At 59.0% G+C, this 17326-nt stretch carries 19 protein-coding genes and 1 pseudogene; 9 read left to right on the plus strand and 11 right to left on the minus strand.

Annotated features, from left to right (window positions below):
* Positions 1–136: 136 nt before the first annotated feature.
* Positions 137–292: pseudogene (locus BK659_RS28370) on the plus strand (HvfC/BufC N-terminal domain-containing protein); the annotation flags it as partial.
* 84 nt (positions 293–376) lie between these two features.
* Complete coding sequence (gene cfaB / locus BK659_RS22415; RefSeq protein ID WP_123427163.1) at positions 377–1561, plus strand: C17 cyclopropane fatty acid synthase CfaB; 1185 nt, start codon at positions 377–379, stop codon at positions 1559–1561.
* On the opposite strand, the gene cls is transcribed toward cfaB, so the two are convergent.
* Positions 1558–2997 (minus strand): cardiolipin synthase, encoded by a 1440-nt coding sequence (gene cls / locus BK659_RS22420; protein WP_123427165.1) that lies wholly within the window; start codon positions 2995–2997, stop codon positions 1558–1560. The genes cfaB and cls overlap by 4 nt on opposite strands.
* Positions 2998–3128: 131 nt before the next feature.
* Here cls and BK659_RS22425 point away from each other — a divergent pair, with 131 nt between their 5' ends.
* Positions 3129–3650, plus strand: a complete 522-nt coding sequence (locus BK659_RS22425) for a DUF3617 domain-containing protein (protein WP_123427167.1) — start codon at positions 3129–3131, stop codon at positions 3648–3650.
* Positions 3651–3744: 94 nt separating this feature from the next.
* Here BK659_RS22425 and BK659_RS22430 read toward each other — a convergent pair whose 3' ends face one another.
* The 5 genes from BK659_RS22430 to folE2 are packed head-to-tail and all read right to left on the minus strand — an operon-like array spanning position 3745 to position 7625.
* A complete protein-coding gene (locus tag BK659_RS22430) occupies positions 3745–4305 on the minus strand; it encodes a gamma carbonic anhydrase family protein (protein ID WP_123427169.1) in 561 nt (186 codons plus the stop codon).
* Positions 4302–5186: a metal ABC transporter substrate-binding protein gene (locus BK659_RS22435; RefSeq protein WP_123427171.1), complete on the minus strand. Its 885-nt coding sequence runs from the start codon at positions 5184–5186 to the stop codon at positions 4302–4304. Before BK659_RS22435 ends, BK659_RS22430 begins: the two co-directional genes overlap by 4 nt.
* Positions 5187–5197: 11 nt before the next feature.
* Positions 5198–6064: a metal ABC transporter permease gene (locus tag BK659_RS22440; protein ID WP_123427173.1), complete on the minus strand. Its 867-nt coding sequence runs from the start codon at positions 6062–6064 to the stop codon at positions 5198–5200.
* Entirely contained in the window at positions 6064–6732 is a 669-nt protein-coding gene (locus BK659_RS22445; RefSeq protein WP_123427175.1) for a metal ABC transporter ATP-binding protein, read from the minus strand. The genes BK659_RS22440 and BK659_RS22445 overlap by 1 nt, the downstream gene beginning before the upstream one ends.
* Positions 6729–7625: a GTP cyclohydrolase FolE2 gene (folE2, locus tag BK659_RS22450; RefSeq protein ID WP_123427177.1), complete on the minus strand. Its 897-nt coding sequence runs from the start codon at positions 7623–7625 to the stop codon at positions 6729–6731. Before folE2 ends, BK659_RS22445 begins: the two co-directional genes overlap by 4 nt.
* 86 nt (positions 7626–7711) lie before the next feature.
* Here folE2 and BK659_RS22455 point away from each other — a divergent pair, with 86 nt between their 5' ends.
* Positions 7712–8923 carry an N-acetylmuramoyl-L-alanine amidase gene (locus BK659_RS22455; protein WP_123427179.1) on the plus strand — a complete coding sequence of 404 codons (1212 nt, stop codon included), beginning with the start codon at positions 7712–7714 and terminating at the stop codon, positions 8921–8923.
* Here the strand turns inward: BK659_RS22455 and BK659_RS22460 are convergent.
* Positions 8920–9297 carry a glutamine synthetase gene (locus tag BK659_RS22460; protein WP_123427181.1) on the minus strand — a complete coding sequence of 126 codons (378 nt, stop codon included), beginning with the start codon at positions 9295–9297 and terminating at the stop codon, positions 8920–8922. The genes BK659_RS22455 and BK659_RS22460 overlap by 4 nt on opposite strands.
* A gap of 138 nt (positions 9298–9435) precedes the next feature.
* Here BK659_RS22460 and zigA point away from each other — a divergent pair, with 138 nt between their 5' ends.
* Together zigA and BK659_RS22470 are read left to right on the plus strand one after the other, a co-directional pair.
* The gene (zigA, locus tag BK659_RS22465) at positions 9436–10644 is read left to right on the plus strand and encodes a zinc metallochaperone GTPase ZigA (RefSeq protein WP_123427183.1); all 1209 of its coding nucleotides are present in this window, start codon (positions 9436–9438) and stop codon (positions 10642–10644) included.
* Entirely contained in the window at positions 10644–11285 is a 642-nt protein-coding gene (locus BK659_RS22470) for a DUF1826 domain-containing protein (protein ID WP_123427185.1), read from the plus strand. The genes zigA and BK659_RS22470 overlap by 1 nt, the downstream gene beginning before the upstream one ends.
* Position 11286: 1 nt before the next feature.
* Here BK659_RS22470 and BK659_RS22475 read toward each other — a convergent pair whose 3' ends face one another.
* Positions 11287–11643 (minus strand): NADH:ubiquinone oxidoreductase, encoded by a 357-nt coding sequence (locus BK659_RS22475; RefSeq protein WP_123427187.1) that lies wholly within the window; start codon positions 11641–11643, stop codon positions 11287–11289.
* A 27-nt stretch (positions 11644–11670) separates the two neighbouring features.
* Here BK659_RS22475 and BK659_RS22480 point away from each other — a divergent pair, with 27 nt between their 5' ends.
* On the plus strand, positions 11671–12642 hold the full coding sequence (locus BK659_RS22480) for a CobW family GTP-binding protein (protein WP_123427190.1): 972 nt from the start codon (positions 11671–11673) through the stop codon (positions 12640–12642).
* Positions 12643–12654: 12 nt separating this feature from the next.
* Here BK659_RS22480 and BK659_RS22485 read toward each other — a convergent pair whose 3' ends face one another.
* The gene (locus tag BK659_RS22485; RefSeq protein WP_123427191.1) at positions 12655–13053 is read right to left on the minus strand and encodes a DUF3301 domain-containing protein; all 399 of its coding nucleotides are present in this window, start codon (positions 13051–13053) and stop codon (positions 12655–12657) included.
* A gap of 115 nt (positions 13054–13168) precedes the next feature.
* On the opposite strand from BK659_RS22485, the gene pdxY reads away from it, so the two are divergent.
* Positions 13169–14041: a pyridoxal kinase PdxY gene (gene pdxY / locus BK659_RS22490; RefSeq protein WP_123427193.1), complete on the plus strand. Its 873-nt coding sequence runs from the start codon at positions 13169–13171 to the stop codon at positions 14039–14041.
* Between the two features lie 63 nt (positions 14042–14104).
* Here the strand turns inward: pdxY and BK659_RS22495 are convergent, their stop codons facing one another.
* Complete coding sequence (locus BK659_RS22495; RefSeq protein ID WP_123427195.1) at positions 14105–14587, minus strand: acyl-CoA thioesterase; 483 nt, start codon at positions 14585–14587, stop codon at positions 14105–14107.
* A gap of 254 nt (positions 14588–14841) precedes the next feature.
* Between BK659_RS22495 and BK659_RS22500 the strand changes: the two genes are divergently transcribed.
* Positions 14842–16605, plus strand: coding sequence for a cation:proton antiporter (locus tag BK659_RS22500; RefSeq protein WP_123427197.1), 1764 nt, complete (start codon positions 14842–14844; stop codon positions 16603–16605).
* A gap of 161 nt (positions 16606–16766) precedes the next feature.
* Here the strand turns inward: BK659_RS22500 and BK659_RS22505 are convergent, their stop codons facing one another.
* The gene (locus tag BK659_RS22505; protein WP_019694340.1) at positions 16767–17174 is read right to left on the minus strand and encodes an SMI1/KNR4 family protein; all 408 of its coding nucleotides are present in this window, start codon (positions 17172–17174) and stop codon (positions 16767–16769) included.
* Positions 17175–17326 lie beyond the last annotated feature (152 nt).

A 17326-nucleotide genomic window follows, 5' to 3' on the forward strand; every position in this document is an offset into this window, starting at 1 on the left:
CGGCTGCGAAGCGGCCGTATGTTCTACTTACACGGTCTACCTGAGGTACCGCGCACCCTGATTTTACGACTGCTGCGCAGCCGAACGCAGGCTTCGCCAGCTGCTACGGGTTTGAAAGAGGAAGGTTGAAGCCGGCCTGCCGCCTGATGAGGCACAGGCACTGAACGGCTGGAGCTTTGCCGAACTGTGCGCACAATTGACAGTCAACTGTGAAGAGGGCGCACCTCTTCAGGCTGGCACCTGGCTGAAGAAATGGGTTTACGACAGTTTGTTGTTCTGTCGTGACTTATAGGAAAACGCTATTAAATCGATAGCCAGCTAATTTTCCACGATGGTCTACCCTCAAGACAGACGTCTGAAACAAGGGGGACTGTTCATGCTCGCGCAACTGCCACCGGCCTTACAGAATCTGCAATTACCGCTTCGCTTGCGACTCTGGGATGGTCATGAAATTAATCTGGGCCCTGCGCCCAGCGTCACGATTGTGGTCAAGGACCCACAATTGGTGCCTCAATTCACCCGTCCAAGCCTCGACCTGTTGGGCGCCGCCTTCGTTGAGGGCAAGCTCGAACTTGAAGGTTCGATCAGCGATGTGATCCGGGTGTGTGATGAGTGGAGCCAGGCATTGCTGGATGATGCTGACGACAATCAACCGGTGCGCTCTGTCCATGACAAAGCCACAGATGCGGCGGCGATTTCCTATCACTACGACCTCTCGAATGCCTTCTATCAGCTCTGGCTCGACAGCGACATGGCGTATTCCTGCGCCTACTTCGAAACCGGCAGCGAAACCCTGGAGCAGGCCCAGCAAGCAAAATTTCGCCACCTGTGTCGCAAACTGCGGCTGCAACCCGGCGAGTATCTGCTGGATGTTGGCTGCGGCTGGGGAGGGTTGGCGCGTTATGCGGCACGGGAGTTTGGGGTGAAAGTATTTGGCATCACCCTGAGCAAGGAGCAGTTGGCGTTGGCCCGGGAACGAGTGATCGCCGAAGGTCTGGAGGATCAGGTTGAGCTACAACTGCTCGACTACCGCGATCTGCCCCAGGATGGGCGCTTCGATAAGGTGGTGAGTGTCGGCATGTTCGAACACGTTGGCCACGCCAACCTGGCGGAGTACTGCAAGACATTGTTTGGTGCCGTGCGCGAAGGCGGCCTGGTGATGAACCATGGCATTACCGCCAAGCACACGGATGGCCGGCCGGTCGGACGCGGAGCTGGCGATTTCATCGAGCGCTACGTATTCCCTAACGGTGAATTGCCGCACCTGGCGATGATTTCGGCCGAGATCAGTGAAGCGGGGCTGGAGATCGTCGACGTCGAAAGCCTGCGCCTGCATTACGCGCGCACGTTGGACCATTGGAGCGAGCGACTCGAGGATAACCTCGAGGCCGCCTCCAAAGAGGTTCCGGAGCAGGCGTTGCGGATCTGGCGATTGTATCTGGCAGGCTGCGCCTACGCGTTCGCGCGGGGCTGGATCAACTTGCACCAGATCCTCGCAGTCAAGGCCCACGCCGACGGCAGCCATGAGCTACCGTGGACGCGTGACGATATCTACAACTAAAGGATCGGCGAGATAAGCCGGGCGACCCGCATGCCAAGCTGTTGCAGGCGGTGGGTCTTCCGGCTTTCGCCTTTGGCGATTTCGCGGGCCTGAGCGAAGTCGTCGTTGAGCATGTGTTCCACCTCATTGGCGAATTCGCTGTCGACGGTCAGTAGCATCACTTCGAAGTTGAGCCTGAACGAACGGTTGTCCAGATTCGCACTGCCGATGGCCGTGATTTCGCTGTCGACCAGCACGACTTTCTGATGCAAGAAGCCCGGCTGGTAACGGAATACCCGGACCCCGGCGCGTACCGCTTCGAAGGCGTACAGGCTGGAGGCGGCGTAGACGATCCGGTGATCCGGTCGCGATGGCAGCAGAAGCCGCACGTCGACACCGCGCAACACGGCCAGGCGCAGTGCGGCGAACACCGCCTCATCAGGGATGAAATACGGGCTGGTGATCCACACGCGCTCGGTCGCGGAATGGATGGCTTCAACGAAAAACAGTGAGCAGGTTTCGTAAGGGTCCGCCGGGCCGCTGGCCAGTAGTTGGCAGAGCACGCCGTCATCGGGGTAGCTCTGCGGCAGTATCAGCGGTGGCAGTTTGCGGGAGGCCCAGAACCAGTCTTCCGCGAATGACTCCTGCATGCACGCCACCACGGGGCCGCTGACGGCAATGTGCGTATCGCGCCAGGGTGCCAGCGGTGGTTTCTTGCCCATGTATTCGTCGCCGACGTTGTGCCCGCCGACAAACCCCTGCACACCGTCGACCACCACAATCTTGCGGTGGTTACGGAAGTTCACCTGGAACCGATTGAGCCAGCCACTGCGTGTGGCGAATGCTTCGACCTGCACCCCGGCATCGCGCAGGGGTTGAACGTAGGTGTGAGGCAGGGAGTGGCTGCCGATCCGATCGTAGAGCAGGTAAATGGCGACACCTTCCGCGGATTTTTCCATCAGCAGCTGTTGCAGGCGCTGACCTAGCTGGTCGTCATGGATGATGAAAAACTGAATCAGCACGGCCTCGCGGGCAGTGCGTATCGCTTCGAAAATCGCATCAAAGGTCGCCTGACCATTGATCAACAGGCGCACCGAATTGTTCGCCAGGCACGGCATGCGACCTAGCTTCGGCATCGCCCGCAACGACGCGTAGGCATTAGAGGCACGTGCGGTCAGCGCTTCCTCGACCCATGGGCGCCAGTCCAGTACGGCAATCGCCTTGCGCATTTCTTCGTTGGCCTGTCGACGAGCCTTGATATAAGCGTCGAAGGTGCTGCGACCGAAGACCAGATAAGGGATGAGCGTCAGGTAGGGCACGAACACCAGCGATAAGGCCCAGGCAATCGAGCCTTGAGCGGTCCTGACGGTCAATACGGCATGAATGGCGGCGATCGTGCCCAGAGAGTGGATGAGCGCAATCAGATAAGCGAAAAGGTGGGGTCCAAAAAAATCCATGGGGCAACCGTGCTCCTGACAATTCAATGCTTAACAGACCATGTTCCACGGTGAATGTCGCTATTTAATTAGACATGCAACCGAAGTAGATTGGCGACGTCTAACGGCCACTATTGTCTAGGAGTTACTCGATGAACGTACGTCTGCTGGGTTTGGCCATGGCTGTTGGCTTGTCTCTTCCTGTGGTCGCTCAGGCACAGATGCTGCAACCGGGTTTGTGGGAACTGACCTCAAGCAACATGAAGGTCGATGACCAGAACCTGCCGGATCTGCAGTTGATCCTTAACCAGTTGGGCAGCCAGATGACGCCGGCGCAAAAGGCTGCACTGGAGAAACAGGGCATCACCATGGGCGGTAAAGGGATTCGTGTGTGCCTGACTCCGGCACAGGTCCAATCCGACACCATTCCGCTGCAGGACCCACAATCGGGTTGTACGCAGCAGGTCACCGATCGCTCCGGTAATCAGTGGAAGTTCCGCTTCAGCTGCCCGAAAGCCCAGGGCGCCGGTGTTGCTACGTTCCTAAGCGACCGTGAGTTCAACACCACGGTCAACGGCACGTTCAACGCCACCGGCATTCAGCAAAAGGGCAGTATGGATACTCGCGCGGTGTGGCTGGGGCAGGATTGCGGGACTGTCAAACCTCGCGCCTGATCTCTATCGCTGGCAGGGCCTTGGCCTTGCCAGCGATAACCTCCTCGTTAATCCTGCTTCAACACTCATCCGCCCAAAATCCCGCTGCTCATATTCAAAACTCGTTCTGCAGGGCTTTGTAGCCGCGCACCAGATCGACGTTGGTACGCGCCACATCCTCGGAAAACTCCGAGGCGCTGATGCTGACTGGCGGGAATTGGGACAGGTCGGTTATGGGGCCGATGCGGGTGGTGGACGGCACGTAAAAATCGGCCGGCAAGTCTCGGCCGTCGACCACCGAGTTGTGCCGCACCACGCAGCCGTCGCCGACCACGCAGTTGAACAGCACGCTGTTGAAGCCGATGAACACCCGGTTACCGACCGTGCACGGGCCATGGACGATGGAGCGGTGGGCGATGGAGCTGAACTCACCGATGGTCACCGCCGCACCCGATTTGGAGTGGATTACCACGCCGTCCTGAATGTTCGAATTGGCGCCAATGGTGATCGGTTCCATCTCGCCCGAATCGTCGACTTCATCGGCGCGGATCACCGCGTAGGGACCGACGAAAACGTTCTCGCCAATCACTACCTTGCCGCAGATGATCGCGGTTTTATCGACGTAGGCGGACTCGGCAATCCGCGGCAAATCGCCGGACGGGTTCTTGCGGATCATGGCTTGCTCAAGGCGTCGTAAAGCGTGTTGAGGTTGTATTCGAACAGCCCGGCAAAGGTGCTGGCCGGACCTTCGGCGGCGAGTGCATCCGAGTACAGGGTGCCGCCAATGTGCGCGCCGCTTTCGTCAGCAATTTGCTTGAGTAGACGGGCGTCCTTGATGTTTTCCATGAACACCGCTTTGACCTTGGCCTGACGGATCTGGGTGATTAATGCGGCCACTTCGGCGGCAGACGGTTCGCGCTCGGTGGACAAACCTTGAGGCGCCATGAAGTCGATGCCGTACGCCTGACCCAGATAGCCGAAGGCGTCGTGGGAGGTGACGATCTTGCGGTTGCCCGGTGGCAGGGAGCCGAACTTGGTTTTGGCTTCGGCCAACAGACGGTAGATCTGTTTCAGGTAAACCTGGCTGTTGTGTTCGTAGTCGGCTTTGTTAGCCGGGTCTGCGGCGATCAACGCCTTGGTGATGTTGTTCACATAGAGTTCGGTGTTCGCCAGATTGTGCCAGGCGTGCGGGTCGGGAATGGTCTCGCCATCCTCGTCCATGGTACGTGGGATGACGCCGTGACTTGCGGTGATCACAGGGGTTTTGGTCGCGGTGCTGGCGACCAGACGATCCAGCCAAGGCTCGAAACCGATGCCGTTCTTGAAGATCAGTTTAGCCTTGAGCAACGCCTTGGCGTCATCCGGAGTGGGTTCGTAGGTGTGGGCATCAGCGTCCGGGCCGACCATGTTGGTGATTTGGACATGCTCACCGCCGACCTGATGAACCATGTCGGCGAGGATGCTGAAACTGGTGACCACCGGAAGCTTTTCTGCGGCCGATACCGTTGATAACGACATCGACAGCCACACACTGAACAGCACGAGTAAAGCGCGCATCGGGAAACACCTCATTGGGATGTGAGCAAAGGCGGGCGGCGCAGCAAACCGTGCACCGGACCGAACACCACGGACAGCAGGTACAACGCGCCGGCTACCAGCACGATGGCCGGGCCGCTGGGCACCGAGTAGTAGAACGACAGCAACAGACCGATCCACACCGAGAGGCAGCCGAGCAGCCCGGCGATGACCATCAGCATCGGCAAGTGACGGCTCCAGAAGCGTGAAGCGGCGGCTGGCAACATCATCAAACCGACCACCATCAGCGCACCGATGGCCTGGAAACCGATCACCAGATTCAGCACTACCAGGGTCAAAAACACGCCATGTGCCAACGGGCCAAGACGGCTGACGGTTTGCAGAAACAATGGGTCGAGGGTGTCCAACAGTAGTGGCCGATAGATCAGCGCCATGGCGATGAGGCTGATGGCGGAGACCCAGAGCATGCCGTTTAATGTCGGGCCGTCGACGGCCAACGCCGAGCCGAAAAGCAGGTGGAGCAAATCGAGGCGTTTGCCGGCGATCCCCAGAATCAGCACGCCGCTGGCCAACGAGATGGGGTAGATCGCTGCCAGGCTCGCATCTTCGCGAAGGCCGGTGCGGCGGGTGATCCATGCCGCTAATCCGGCCATACTCAGGCCGGCACCGAGGCCGCCGATGGTCAGCGCAGGCAAGCTCAATCCAGCAAACCAAAACCCTAACGCGGCACCGGGCAAGATGCCGTGAGCCACGGCGTCGCCAATCAGACTCATGCGCCGCAGGATCAGAAACACCCCAAGCGGTGCAGTGCTGCAAGCCAATACCAGACCACCGATAAGTGCCCGGCGCATGAACACGAACTCGTGGAACGGTTGCCAAAGTTGCGCAGCGACGAGCATTACGCCACCTGCGTGTGTGTGGGTTGATGAATCAGCTCACTGCTCGGCGCCAGGACGCAGCCCGTGTTTTTTATCAGCAATGCTTGAGGAATGTGTTGGCGAACCGCAACCAGGTCATGACACACCACGACCAGCGTTCGGCCCTCGTTGTGCCAGGTGTGGATGTGTTTCCACAGCAGCGCCTGGCCGAGTTCGTCCAGCGCGGCGTGAGGTTCGTCGAGCAGCAACAGTGGCGCTTCGGCGAGACTCAGACGAGCAAGCAGGGCGCGTTGCAATTCGCCGCCCGACAACGCCATCAATGGGCGTTGCTCCAAACCGTTCAGGCACCAGTCATTCAGCACGTTGTCGAGGCGTTGGCGGCGAACGTCCGGCGTTTGTTTGCTGCCCCAGAATCCAGCGCCCACCAGCTCTTGCAGGCTGATGGGGAACTGTCGGTCGAGGTGCTGTTGTTGTGGCAAAAAGGACAAACCGCCCCGCGGTGAAACATCGAGGGCAACCTTGCCCGCTAGCGGTTTTTGCAGGCCGGCAATGACTTTCAGCAAGCTGCTTTTACCCGAGCCGTTGGCGCCGATGACCGCTGTCAGGCTGCCACGAGGCAAATCGAAATGGATGGGAGGTGTCAGAGGTTGGCCCGGTGCACCCCAACGCAAGCCTTGGCAACGAATCATGCGGCCTCCCAGTTCCAGCGGCTTTCGGCCACTGCATCGTGGGCGTGCAGACTTTCGGCGTGAACCACGCGTAACTGAAAAGCCTTGATGCCGGGAGAGCGTTTCAACGCCAGATTCAAACGCCGTGCGGCGTCTTCGCAGAACATCAGGTTCTGACCGTTGGCCAAGGCGAACGCTTGTTCGTCAGCGCGTTTTACTGCGGTTTGCACAGCGGTACCTAGCGCGGCTTCGGTGTCGTTGATTGCGGCGATCAGAGGCAGGTCGTCCAGAAAGTCATCCAGTCGTAACCGTAATTGCGCGCTGCTGCGTTGGCTGTGGGGCGTCGCGATGATGCCTTTAGAGGAACCGAGCCAAGCCAGAACGTCGGCGTGCTGCAATGGCGTGTTGGCAAAGTCGTCGATGAATTGCTGCTGAATAAGCTGCCTCGAAAGTGCAGCTGAGCAGGGACAGGTGGACGAGTAAGAAGCTTCAATTTTAAGTTCCACGTGGAACACTGCGTTTTCCAAACGCGCTTCGATGCTGATCGGATAGCTTTTCCAGCCGGCCAAAGGGCTGATCAAGGCTGGGCGTTTGAGCAGTAAATCGGCGTGAATACGCAGGTAAGCCGCGCTGGACAGACCTTCGTGGCTGTCGAGAAAGCGTTGCAGAACTCGCCGTAGCAACGAGGGTGTGAGGCTTTCCTGCTCGAGCATCTCCAGTGCCAGATACAGCCGTGACATATGAATGCCACGCGCCTCGCCATCATCGAGGCTGACGCCTGCGTCAGCTTTCGCGCTCAATCGCTGGCCGTCGAACACAACAGGAAGAGCAATACCGCACATGCCCACCCATTCGAGAGGCAAGGCTTGGCGTGAGGCCTGCGCGGCGATATCCGGCAGAGTCAGCGCATTCATGAGCAGGTCCATCGTTGGAAATGTTTTGCCATGTTATATTATAACAATCAAATCGACGATGCCTTTTTCTCGAGCGGTCTTTCACTATGCACAGGCGACAATTGCTCAATCTGCTGTTGGCCAGCGCTGCGCTGGTCTTACCTTTCGGCGTGTCGGCGACGCAGATCCGTAATGCACGGCTCTGGCGTTCGGATGACAAGCTTCGCCTGGTACTCGATCTGAGCGGACCGGTGCAGTACAAAACCTTCTCGTTGAGTGCGCCCGAGCGACTGATCATCGACTTGAGCGGTGCGCAGCTCAGCGGTGACTTCAGCCAATTAGCGCTCACCAACACGGTGATTCGTTCGATCCGTTCAGGGCACTTCGGGCAAGGCGATACGCGGATCGTCCTCGACCTTACTGGTCCGGTGCGGCTCAATAGTTTTCTACTGCCGCCACAGGACGGGCAGGGCCATCGTCTGGTACTTGATCTACTGAGCGCCGCACCCGTGCAGATCGCCGCGGCTGCACCGTTGGTTCAGCGTGAAACGCCGATCGACAAGGCTCATCCCAAGCGCGACATCATCGTCGTGGTCGACCCTGGACATGGCGGCAAGGACCCCGGCGCGATTGGCGCCAAAGGCGAGCGCGAGAAAGACGTGGTGCTGTCCATCGCACAATTGCTGGCCAAGCGTTTGAAGCGCGAGAAAGGTTTCGATGTGAAATTGGTGCGCAACGACGACTTCTTCGTGCCGCTGCGCAAACGTGTGGAGATCGCCCGTACGCATAAGGCCGACATGTTCATCTCGGTGCACGCTGACGCGGCACCACGGCTCACGGCCTCTGGCGCTTCGGTTTACGCATTGTCCGAAGGTGGCGCGACCTCGGCCACGGCGCGCTTCATGGCGCAACGGGAAAACGGTGCCGATTTGCTCGGTGCGACCAGTCTGCTCAACTTGAAGGACAAGGATCCGATGCTCGCCGGAGTGATCCTCGACATGTCGATGAACGCCACCATCGCCGCCAGTTTGCAGCTCGGCAATACGGTGCTTGGTAGCCTGGCGGGCATTACCACACTGCATCAGAAGCGCGTGGAACAGGCCGGTTTTGCAGTGCTGAAATCACCGGATGTGCCATCAATCCTGGTAGAAACCGGCTTCATTTCCAACGCCCGCGACAGCCAGCGGCTGGTGACGGCGCGGCATCAAAAGGCGGTAGCCGACGGTCTTTTTGAAGGTTTGCAGCGCTATTTTCAGAAGAATCCGCCGGTGAACAGTTACATGGCCTGGCAGCAGTTACAGCAAAAATCGCAGGTCTAGCAGCCAGTCAGCCGGCTACAGGTGAACTTGCCGCTGGAACCGCCGGAGCTGGAAAACCGATTGAGGGTGGTCCAGCCAACGCGGCGGCTGTAGCCGACCCAGGCTTCGCCGTCGGACGCCAAACCGGTGAAGAACGTCAGTTGGCCGTAACGGCTGCTGGTCTGCGCCCAATAGCGTTTGCCGGTCACTTCAAACCCGCGCATGTAGGTCGTACTGCCCGCCGTGGCGACACTGTAAGCATTGCCGTCGGGGTCCACGCAGGCCAGCAAATTGGCGCTGCGCGTGCACTTCGCCAGGCTCGGCATCTGCGCGCAAGCGTTTGCTGCGACCAACAGCGAAAGGCTCAACAGTGTGCATTTCAAGGCCTTGTGCATGGGCTTTCTCGTGGGGTGAGCGGGATCAAGCATTGCGTCCTTTGTCGTTGGACGCAAGAGGGGGATTGGCGTCTTTGTGTTGTTATACTATAACATTGAAAAATCACCTGACCGGCCACCCCTGATGAGGAATACCTGATGCCCAATCGTCTCCCCGTTACCGTGCTGTCCGGCTTTCTCGGCGCGGGCAAAAGCACGCTGCTCAACTACGTACTGCGTAACCGCGAGAACCTTCGGGTCGCGGTGATCGTCAACGACATGAGCGAAATCAACATCGACGGCAGTGAAGTCCAGCGCGACGTTACCTTGAACCGCGCTGAAGAAAAACTCGTCGAAATGAGCAACGGCTGCATCTGCTGCACCCTGCGCGAAGACTTGCTGGAGGAGGTCAGCAAACTGGCCAGAGACGGTCGCTTCGATTACCTGCTGATCGAGTCCACCGGTATTTCCGAACCGCTCCCAGTGGCGGAGACCTTCACCTTTCGCGACGAGGAAGGCCAAAGCCTGGCCGATATCGCGCGGCTCGACACCATGGTCACGGTGGTCGATGGGATGAATTTTCTGCTCGATTACCAGGCCGCAGAAAGCCTCGCGTCACGCGGTGAAACCCTTGGCGAGGAAGACGAACGCTCGATCACTGACTTGTTGATCGAGCAGATCGAATTCGCCGACGTGCTGCTGATCAGCAAGATCGATCTGATCAGCAGCTCGGAGCGCGAAGAGTTGATCGCGATCCTCAAGCGGCTCAACGCTCAGGCGCAGATCATCCCGATGGTCATGGGCGAAGTACCGCTGAAACAAATCCTCAACACTGGCCGCTTCGACTTTGACAAAGCCTCTCAGGCGCCGGGTTGGCTGCAAGAGTTGCGCGGCGAGCATGTGCCGGAAACCGCCGAATACGGCATCGCGTCAATGGCTTATCGGGCACGTCGACCGTTTCATCCGCAGCGTTTTTTCAGTTTCATCAATCGGCCGTGGGTGAATGGAAAGCTGCTGCGTTCCAAGGGCTTTTTCTGGTTGGCCAGTAAGCACCAGGAAGCCGGTAGTTGGTCCCAGGCCGGCGGTTTGATGCGTCACGGGTTCGCCGGTCGCTGGTGGCGCTTTGTGCCGAAATCAGAGTGGCCGCAGGATCAGGAAACTACTGCAGCGATCATGAAAAACTGGACATCCGCCACGGGTGATTGCCGTCAGGAACTGGTGTTCATCGGCCAGAACATCGACTTCGGCCAACTCACTGCGCACCTCGACAATTGCCTGCTCGACGATGACGAAATGGCCTTGGGGGTCGAAGGTTGGTGCCTGATGGCTGACCCGTTTGGTCCATGGCACGAAGAGGAAGCGGCCTGATGTTGGCGCCGATTCTGAAAGTGCGCCCGGTGGTTCGTCAGGTACAGGGCCAAACCCCTGAAGTCTTCACGCAGATACTTGAAGACGGCACCAACCTGGCTGTCTGGCAGCGCCGTTTGCCGGCACATATCGCCGATTTCGGCAGATTGTTGCTGTCATTGAACGAGCCGCTAGCGGAGTCGTTGGTTGTGGAGTTGGCGACAGACGACGTTGAACCCGATCTGCGGGGGCTGGCCGAAAGCTTCAGTGATCTGGAAGGCTACGAAGGGTTTATCGCTGACGTTTCATGGCTGGTCAGCGCGTTTGCCTGCTTGCTGGGGGCGACGCGTATCGGCTTGCGTTTACGAGTGCTGGATAAAGCCATGTGCCCGCGTTTTCACGTCGATCATGTGCCGGTGCGGCTGATTACCACCTACGCCGGTATCGGCAGTCAGTGGCTCAGAGAAGGCGCCATGGATCGTAAGAACCTGGCCAGGGCGGAGACCGAGCCGCAGGACTGTGAGCAAATGCTCTGTGGTGAAGTGGCGTTGCTCAAGGGCGAGAAGTGGCACGGCAACGAGGGCTTCGGGTTGATTCATCGTTCGCCGCAACCGGCACCGGGTGAGCGTCGGCTGATCCTGACCCTCGACTGGCTCGCGTGACTCAAGGCGTGAGCCACGCGCCCTGACTCTGGCTTTCGCAAAATGGTTTCAGGTACGCCGCGTCTGTAGCTACACCGTAATAGTGAATATCCTGCCGGTAAGGCATATTGGCGACTTGAGCGTTGCTGCACACTCCGAAGGCGCCGCTGGGGCATTGGTCGAGAAATGCGACGTCGACCTTCTGCCCCGCGAGGTTTGGCTGACAGAAGCCGTCATGGAACAGCTTTTCCGGGATGTTGCGGTTCTGCTGGCAGACTTTGACGTCGAGCCGCTCCGCTTGGCTATGAACCACACAGGCCTGGGCCAGCGCCTCGCCCGAAGCGAAGGCCAACAGCAATGGCAAGCCGATCAGTCGCATCCTTTCCCTCCCAGGAAACTGCCAAACATGCTGCAAAACATTCCTACTCACGTCATCGCCGGACCGTTAGGTGCCGGCAAGACCAGCCTGATCAAGCATCTGCTGACGCAGCGGCCGGCGAACGAGCGCTGGGCGGTGCTGATCAACGAGTTCGGCCAGATCGGTCTCGACGCCGCGCTGTTGACCACCGGCGCCGATGGTATCGCACTGGGTGAAGTGGCTGGCGGCTGTTTGTGTTGCGTCAATGGTGCGCCGTTTCAGATCGGCCTTGGGCGGTTGCTGCGTAAATCACGGCCGGATCGCTTGTTTATCGAGCCCTCCGGGCTTGGACACCCGGCGCAACTGCTCAAGCAATTAAGCGAAGCGCCATGGCAAGGCGTGCTGGCGGTTCAACCGAGCGTTCTGGTGCTCGACGCTCAAGCACTGGCCGCCGGAAAACCACTCCCTGCCGCGCAACAGGAAGCCCTGTCGAGCGCCGGTCTGTTGTTGATGAACAAGGCTGAGCAATTGAGCGATGAGGATCGTCAGCGCATCACCGCGCAGCTGCCGGAATGCCCGCTGTACTGGACGCAGCAGGGCGCTCTGGCACTGAGTGACTTGCCAGGTGTCAGCCGCCGAGCGGTCGAGGGTGTGGATAACTTCAATGTACCCAAAAGTCTGGCGCAGATGCCGGCGCTCTGGACTGATCCGACACAGCCGATTTGCCTGAGCCAGCAGCAGGAAGGTGGCTGGAGTATTGGTTGGCGTTGGCACCCGAGTCAGTCGTTCGAACTTTCTCGGGTCCAGGCTTGCCTGGCGGCGTTGGACTGGCGCCGGGCCAAGCTGGTTATCCACGGCACCGGGGGTTGGGTGTCGGCCAACTCGCTGGATAACGCCGCGCTGCACTGGCAACCCAGTGAATGGCGTCAGGATTCGCGCATCGAGCTTATTTTCGATAAGCCGCAGGATGCCGAATCACTACAGAGGAAACTCGTGAACTGCCGTGTGAGCCTGATTTAACGCGGCTCAGGTTCAATGACGCCACTTGTTATGGTCCTGGCGCCATTGGCTCAGCTCGATCACTTCGGCGCTGGGCAGCACAGGTTTTTCCTCAAGCGGAATCGGGTAGGGTGCCAATTCGATCTGCGCGCTGTGGGCGCCGAACTGGGTGATGGTGCCGGTGTGACGTGTTTCGCCGGTCACGGTGAACTCAAAGTTATACACACGGGCCAGACGTCGCCGCCCGTTGGCGTCCTTCACGAAGCCGATTTTTTTCAACGCCACATTGCCGTCGAGCAATTCGATGTCGAGTTTGGCGCAATGCCGCTTGACCCGTTCCAGGGCCCGCTCACGCAGGCCATGGTTGTGCCACAGCCAGGCGGCACCGGTCGCCAGCAGCATCAGCACGAAGATATTTCCAAGGGTCAGCATGAACAGTGCTCCAACAAATTAGTGTCAGCTTAACTGTCTCTCCGGTCTGTCGTACAGGCTCCGTTTAGTCGCATACTGCGCGGCTCGAATTTCAATCGTTTTACGGAAATCCCGCATGAAACGTACTCCCCATCTGCTCGCCATCCAGTCCCACGTGGTTTTCGGTCACGCCGGCAACAGCGCCGCGGTTTTCCCGATGCAGCGGGTCGGGGTGAATGTCTGGCCGCTCAATACCGTGCAGTTCTCCAACCACACTCAATACGGCCAGTGGGCTGGCGAAGTATTGGCGCCGCAGCAGATTCCCGAGCTGGTGGAAGGCATCGCGGCCATTGGCGAACTGGGTAACTGCGACGCGGTGCTGTCAGGCTACCTGGGCAGCGCCGCTCAAGGTCGGGCGATCCTCAGCGGCGTGGCGCGGATCAAGGCGATCAACCCCAACGCCCTGTACCTGTGCGACCCGGTGATGGGGCATGCGGAGAAGGGCTGCATCGTGCCGGCCGAAGTCAGCGACTTCCTGCTGGATGAAGCCGCCGCGGTGGCGGACTTCATGTGCCCCAACCAACTGGAACTGGACAGCTTCTCCGGGCGCAAGCCGCTGTCGCTGTTCGATTGCCTGGCGATGGCCCGCGCGCTGCTGGCACGTGGCCCGAAGGCGGTGTTGGTCAAGCATCTGGATTACCCCGGCAAATTGCCGGACAGCTTCGAGATGCTGCTGGTGACAGCCGAAGGCAGTTGGCACCTGCGCCGGCCATTGCTGGCGTTTCCGCGTCAGCCGGTGGGCGTGGGCGACCTGACGTCGGGTCTGTTCCTGGCTCGGGTGCTGTTGGGGGACAGCTTGGTCGCGGCCTTTGAATTCACGGCGTCGGCGGTGCATGAAGTACTGCTGGAAACCCAGGCTTGCGCCAGCTACGAGTTGGAGCTGGTGCGCGCCCAGGATCGTATTACCCATCCTCGAGTGAAGTTCGAGGCGACGGCGATCAGTTTGTAACGGCGTCGCGGCACAAAAGATCGCAGCCTGCGGCAGCTCCTACATAGGCTGCGATCTTGTGCTTTAAACGTCAGCCTTTATTTCGCGATAACGCTGGTCCAGCTCCTGGCGAATCTGCCGGCGCTGCTGGGCCTGGATGAACCGGCGTCTATCTTCGCTATTCTGCGGTTGCAACGGTGGGACAGCCGCCGGCTTACGCTGATCGTCGACCGCAACCATCGTGAAGAAACAGCTATTGGTGTGACGCACGGAGCGCTCGCGAATGTTCTCGGTTACCACCTTGATGCCCACCTCCATCGAGGTGTTGCCGGTGTAGTTGACCGAAGCCAGAAAGGTCACCAGCTCACCGACATGGATCGGTTCGCGAAAGATCACCTGATCCACCGACAGGGTCACCACGTAGCGGCCGGCATAACGGCTGGCGCAGGCATAGGCGACTTCGTCGAGGTATTTGAGCAGGGTGCCACCGTGGACATTGCCAGAGAAGTTGGCCATGTCGGGGGTCATCAGTACCGTCATCGACAGCTGGGCGTTTCCGGGTTCCATAGCACACTACTCACAGTTCAAGGCTGGGATTGCGGGAGCACCTCTGTGGGTGCCTGGCTGGTTTTTCAAAACCACCGTTAACGGGACGCCACGCCGATGATGGCCGTCACGCCCGAATCGATCTGTTTCCATATATTGCGCCGCCTTTGCGCCTGAAGTCGCGGTGTTACCCTTCAAAAGCCCACTTCAAGGGCCCTTTCATCCGATCTGGTAATCGCCAACGACGTCAGCACATCCATCGAGGAGCCCTTGCCATGCATGCCATCAGTTTTATTCAGGATCTGGCAGTGATCATGCTGGTTGCGGGTGTGGTGACCATTGTTTTTCATCGACTCAAACAGCCGGTGGTCCTGGGCTATATCGTTGCCGGTTTCATCATCGGCCCGCACACCCCGCCGTTCGGGCTGATCCACGACGAACAAACCATCAAGACCCTCGCCGAGCTGGGGGTGATTTTCCTGATGTTCTGCCTGGGCCTGGAGTTCAGCCTGCGCAAACTCTTCAAGGTCGGTGCCACGGCGTTCATTGCGGCGTTCCTGGAAATCGTGCTGATGATCTGGATCGGCTACGAAATCGGTCGCTGGTTTGACTGGAGCACCATGGATTCGCTGTTCCTCGGCGCGATCCTGGCGATTTCCTCGACCACCATCATCGTCAAGGCCCTCAACGATCTGAAGATGAAGAACCAACGCTTTGCCCAGCTGATCTTTGGCGTGTTGATCGTCGAAGACATCCTCGGGATCGGCATCATTGCCTTGCTTTCGAGTATCGCCGTCAGCGGCACCGTGAGCTCCGGCGAGGTGTTTTCCACCGTCGGCAAACTCTCGCTGTTCATGATCGTTGCGCTGGTGGTCGGCATCCTGCTGGTGCCGCGTTTACTGGCCTATGTGGCCAAGTTCGACAGTAACGAAATGCTGCTGATCACCGTGCTTGGCCTGTGTTTTGGCTTTTGCCTGCTGGTGGTCAAGCTTGAATACAGCATGGTGCTCGGGGCGTTTCTGATTGGTGCGATCATGGCGGAATCCCGGCAACTAGTGAAAATTGAACGCCTGATCGAGCCGGTTCGCGACATGTTCAGCGCCATCTTTTTTGTAGCAATCGGCCTGATGATCGACCCGCAGATTCTTCTTCAGTACGCCTGGCCGATTGTGGTGATTACTGTCGCCGTGGTGCTCGGCAAAATGCTCTCCTGCGGCCTTGGGGCGTTTATCGCCGGCAATGACGGACGCACCTCACTGCGAGTCGGCATGGGCCTGTCGCAGATTGGCGAATTTTCTTTCATCATCGCGGCGCTGGGCATGACCTTGCAGGTCACCAGCGATTTCCTCTATCCGGTGGCGGTCGCTGTTTCGGCCATCACCACCTTACTGACGCCGTACCTGATCCGTGCCGCCGATCCGCTATCGCTGAAGCTGGCTGCTGTAATCCCACAGCGCCTGGGCCGTGTGCTAGGGATGTATGGAGAATGGCTGCGCAGCATTCAACCGCAGGGCGAGGGTGCGCTGCTGGCGTCGATGATTCGGCGGATCTTGCTGCAGGTCGGGGTCAATCTGGCGCTGGTGGTGGCGATTTTCTTCTCAGGCAGCTTTTTTGCCGAGCGGATTTCCAGCTACCTGCACGCCTGGATCGATGATCCGAGCTGGCAGAAGGCGTTGATCTGGGGTGGGGCATTGCTGCTGTCGCTGCCGTTCCTGATTGCCGCTTATCGCAAGCTGAAGGCGCTCTCGATGTTGCTGGCGGAAATGGGCGTGAAACCGGAGATGGCCGGCCGCCACACGCAGCGAGTGCGTCGGGTGATCGCCGAAGTGATCCCGATCCTCTCGCTGCTGGTGATTTTCCTGCTGCTGGCAGCCTTGTCGGCCAGTATCTTGCCGACCAACAAGTTGCTGGTGCTGATCGCCGTTGTAACCGCCGCGGTAGCGGCTCTGCTCTGGCGCTGGTTCATCCGCGTGCACACACGGATGCAGGTGGCCCTGCTGGAAACCCTGGACAACCATAAGGATTCGTCCGGGCATTGAGGGCTGGTTAACGAGCCGTAGCAGCTGGCGTAGCCTGCGTTCGGTTGCGCAGCGACCGTAAATCCTGCCACTCGGTTAACCTGAAATACCTCTTTGCCTGATTTTACGACTGCTACGCAGCCGGACGCAGACTACGCCAGCTGCTACAGACCAAAGGCAGATCAGCTTTCCAGCCAGACGTCCCGCGCCCAGTGCCACACCGACTCCCAGGTTTCTTCGGCCAGCAGCTCTTCCTCGGCCAGCCACAGCACCACGGTGCCGTCTTCTTCGACCAGGTAGTAATTGTCACCGTCCTGGCAGATCGGAATCATGCTGCGATCAACGCCAGCGTCCCAGGCGTTGGCGGCAACGTCCGGCAGGTAGGTGTGTGATTGCGGGTCGGTGACGGTCACCGGCTCCAGGCTGCCATACACGACGTCGCTGACGGTCAGCAGGAATTCTCTGAAGACAAACGGGATATCGATGAACAGTTGTTCTTCGATTTCCACGAGCAGGTCTTCGTCAGGCAGTTCCAAGGGGACCGGTACCGGTTCGTTGGCTTCACGCAGTTGTTCGATGATTTCTTCCACGTCCGGGATCCTCTTGCTTGATGGCGCGGTTTAGTTGGGGCGGTTTATACAGTAGCTTGCTATAGATGCAACCGCGAAATAGAAAACCCCAGCCGAGGCTGTAATGCTGTTCACTTAAGCATTTGAGTCCACGCCGGGCTTCCTAGAAAATC

This window comes from Pseudomonas brassicacearum (assembly GCF_003732225.1).
In the GTDB taxonomy this organism is placed as follows: Bacteria; Pseudomonadota; Gammaproteobacteria; order Pseudomonadales; family Pseudomonadaceae; genus Aquipseudomonas; species Aquipseudomonas brassicacearum_E.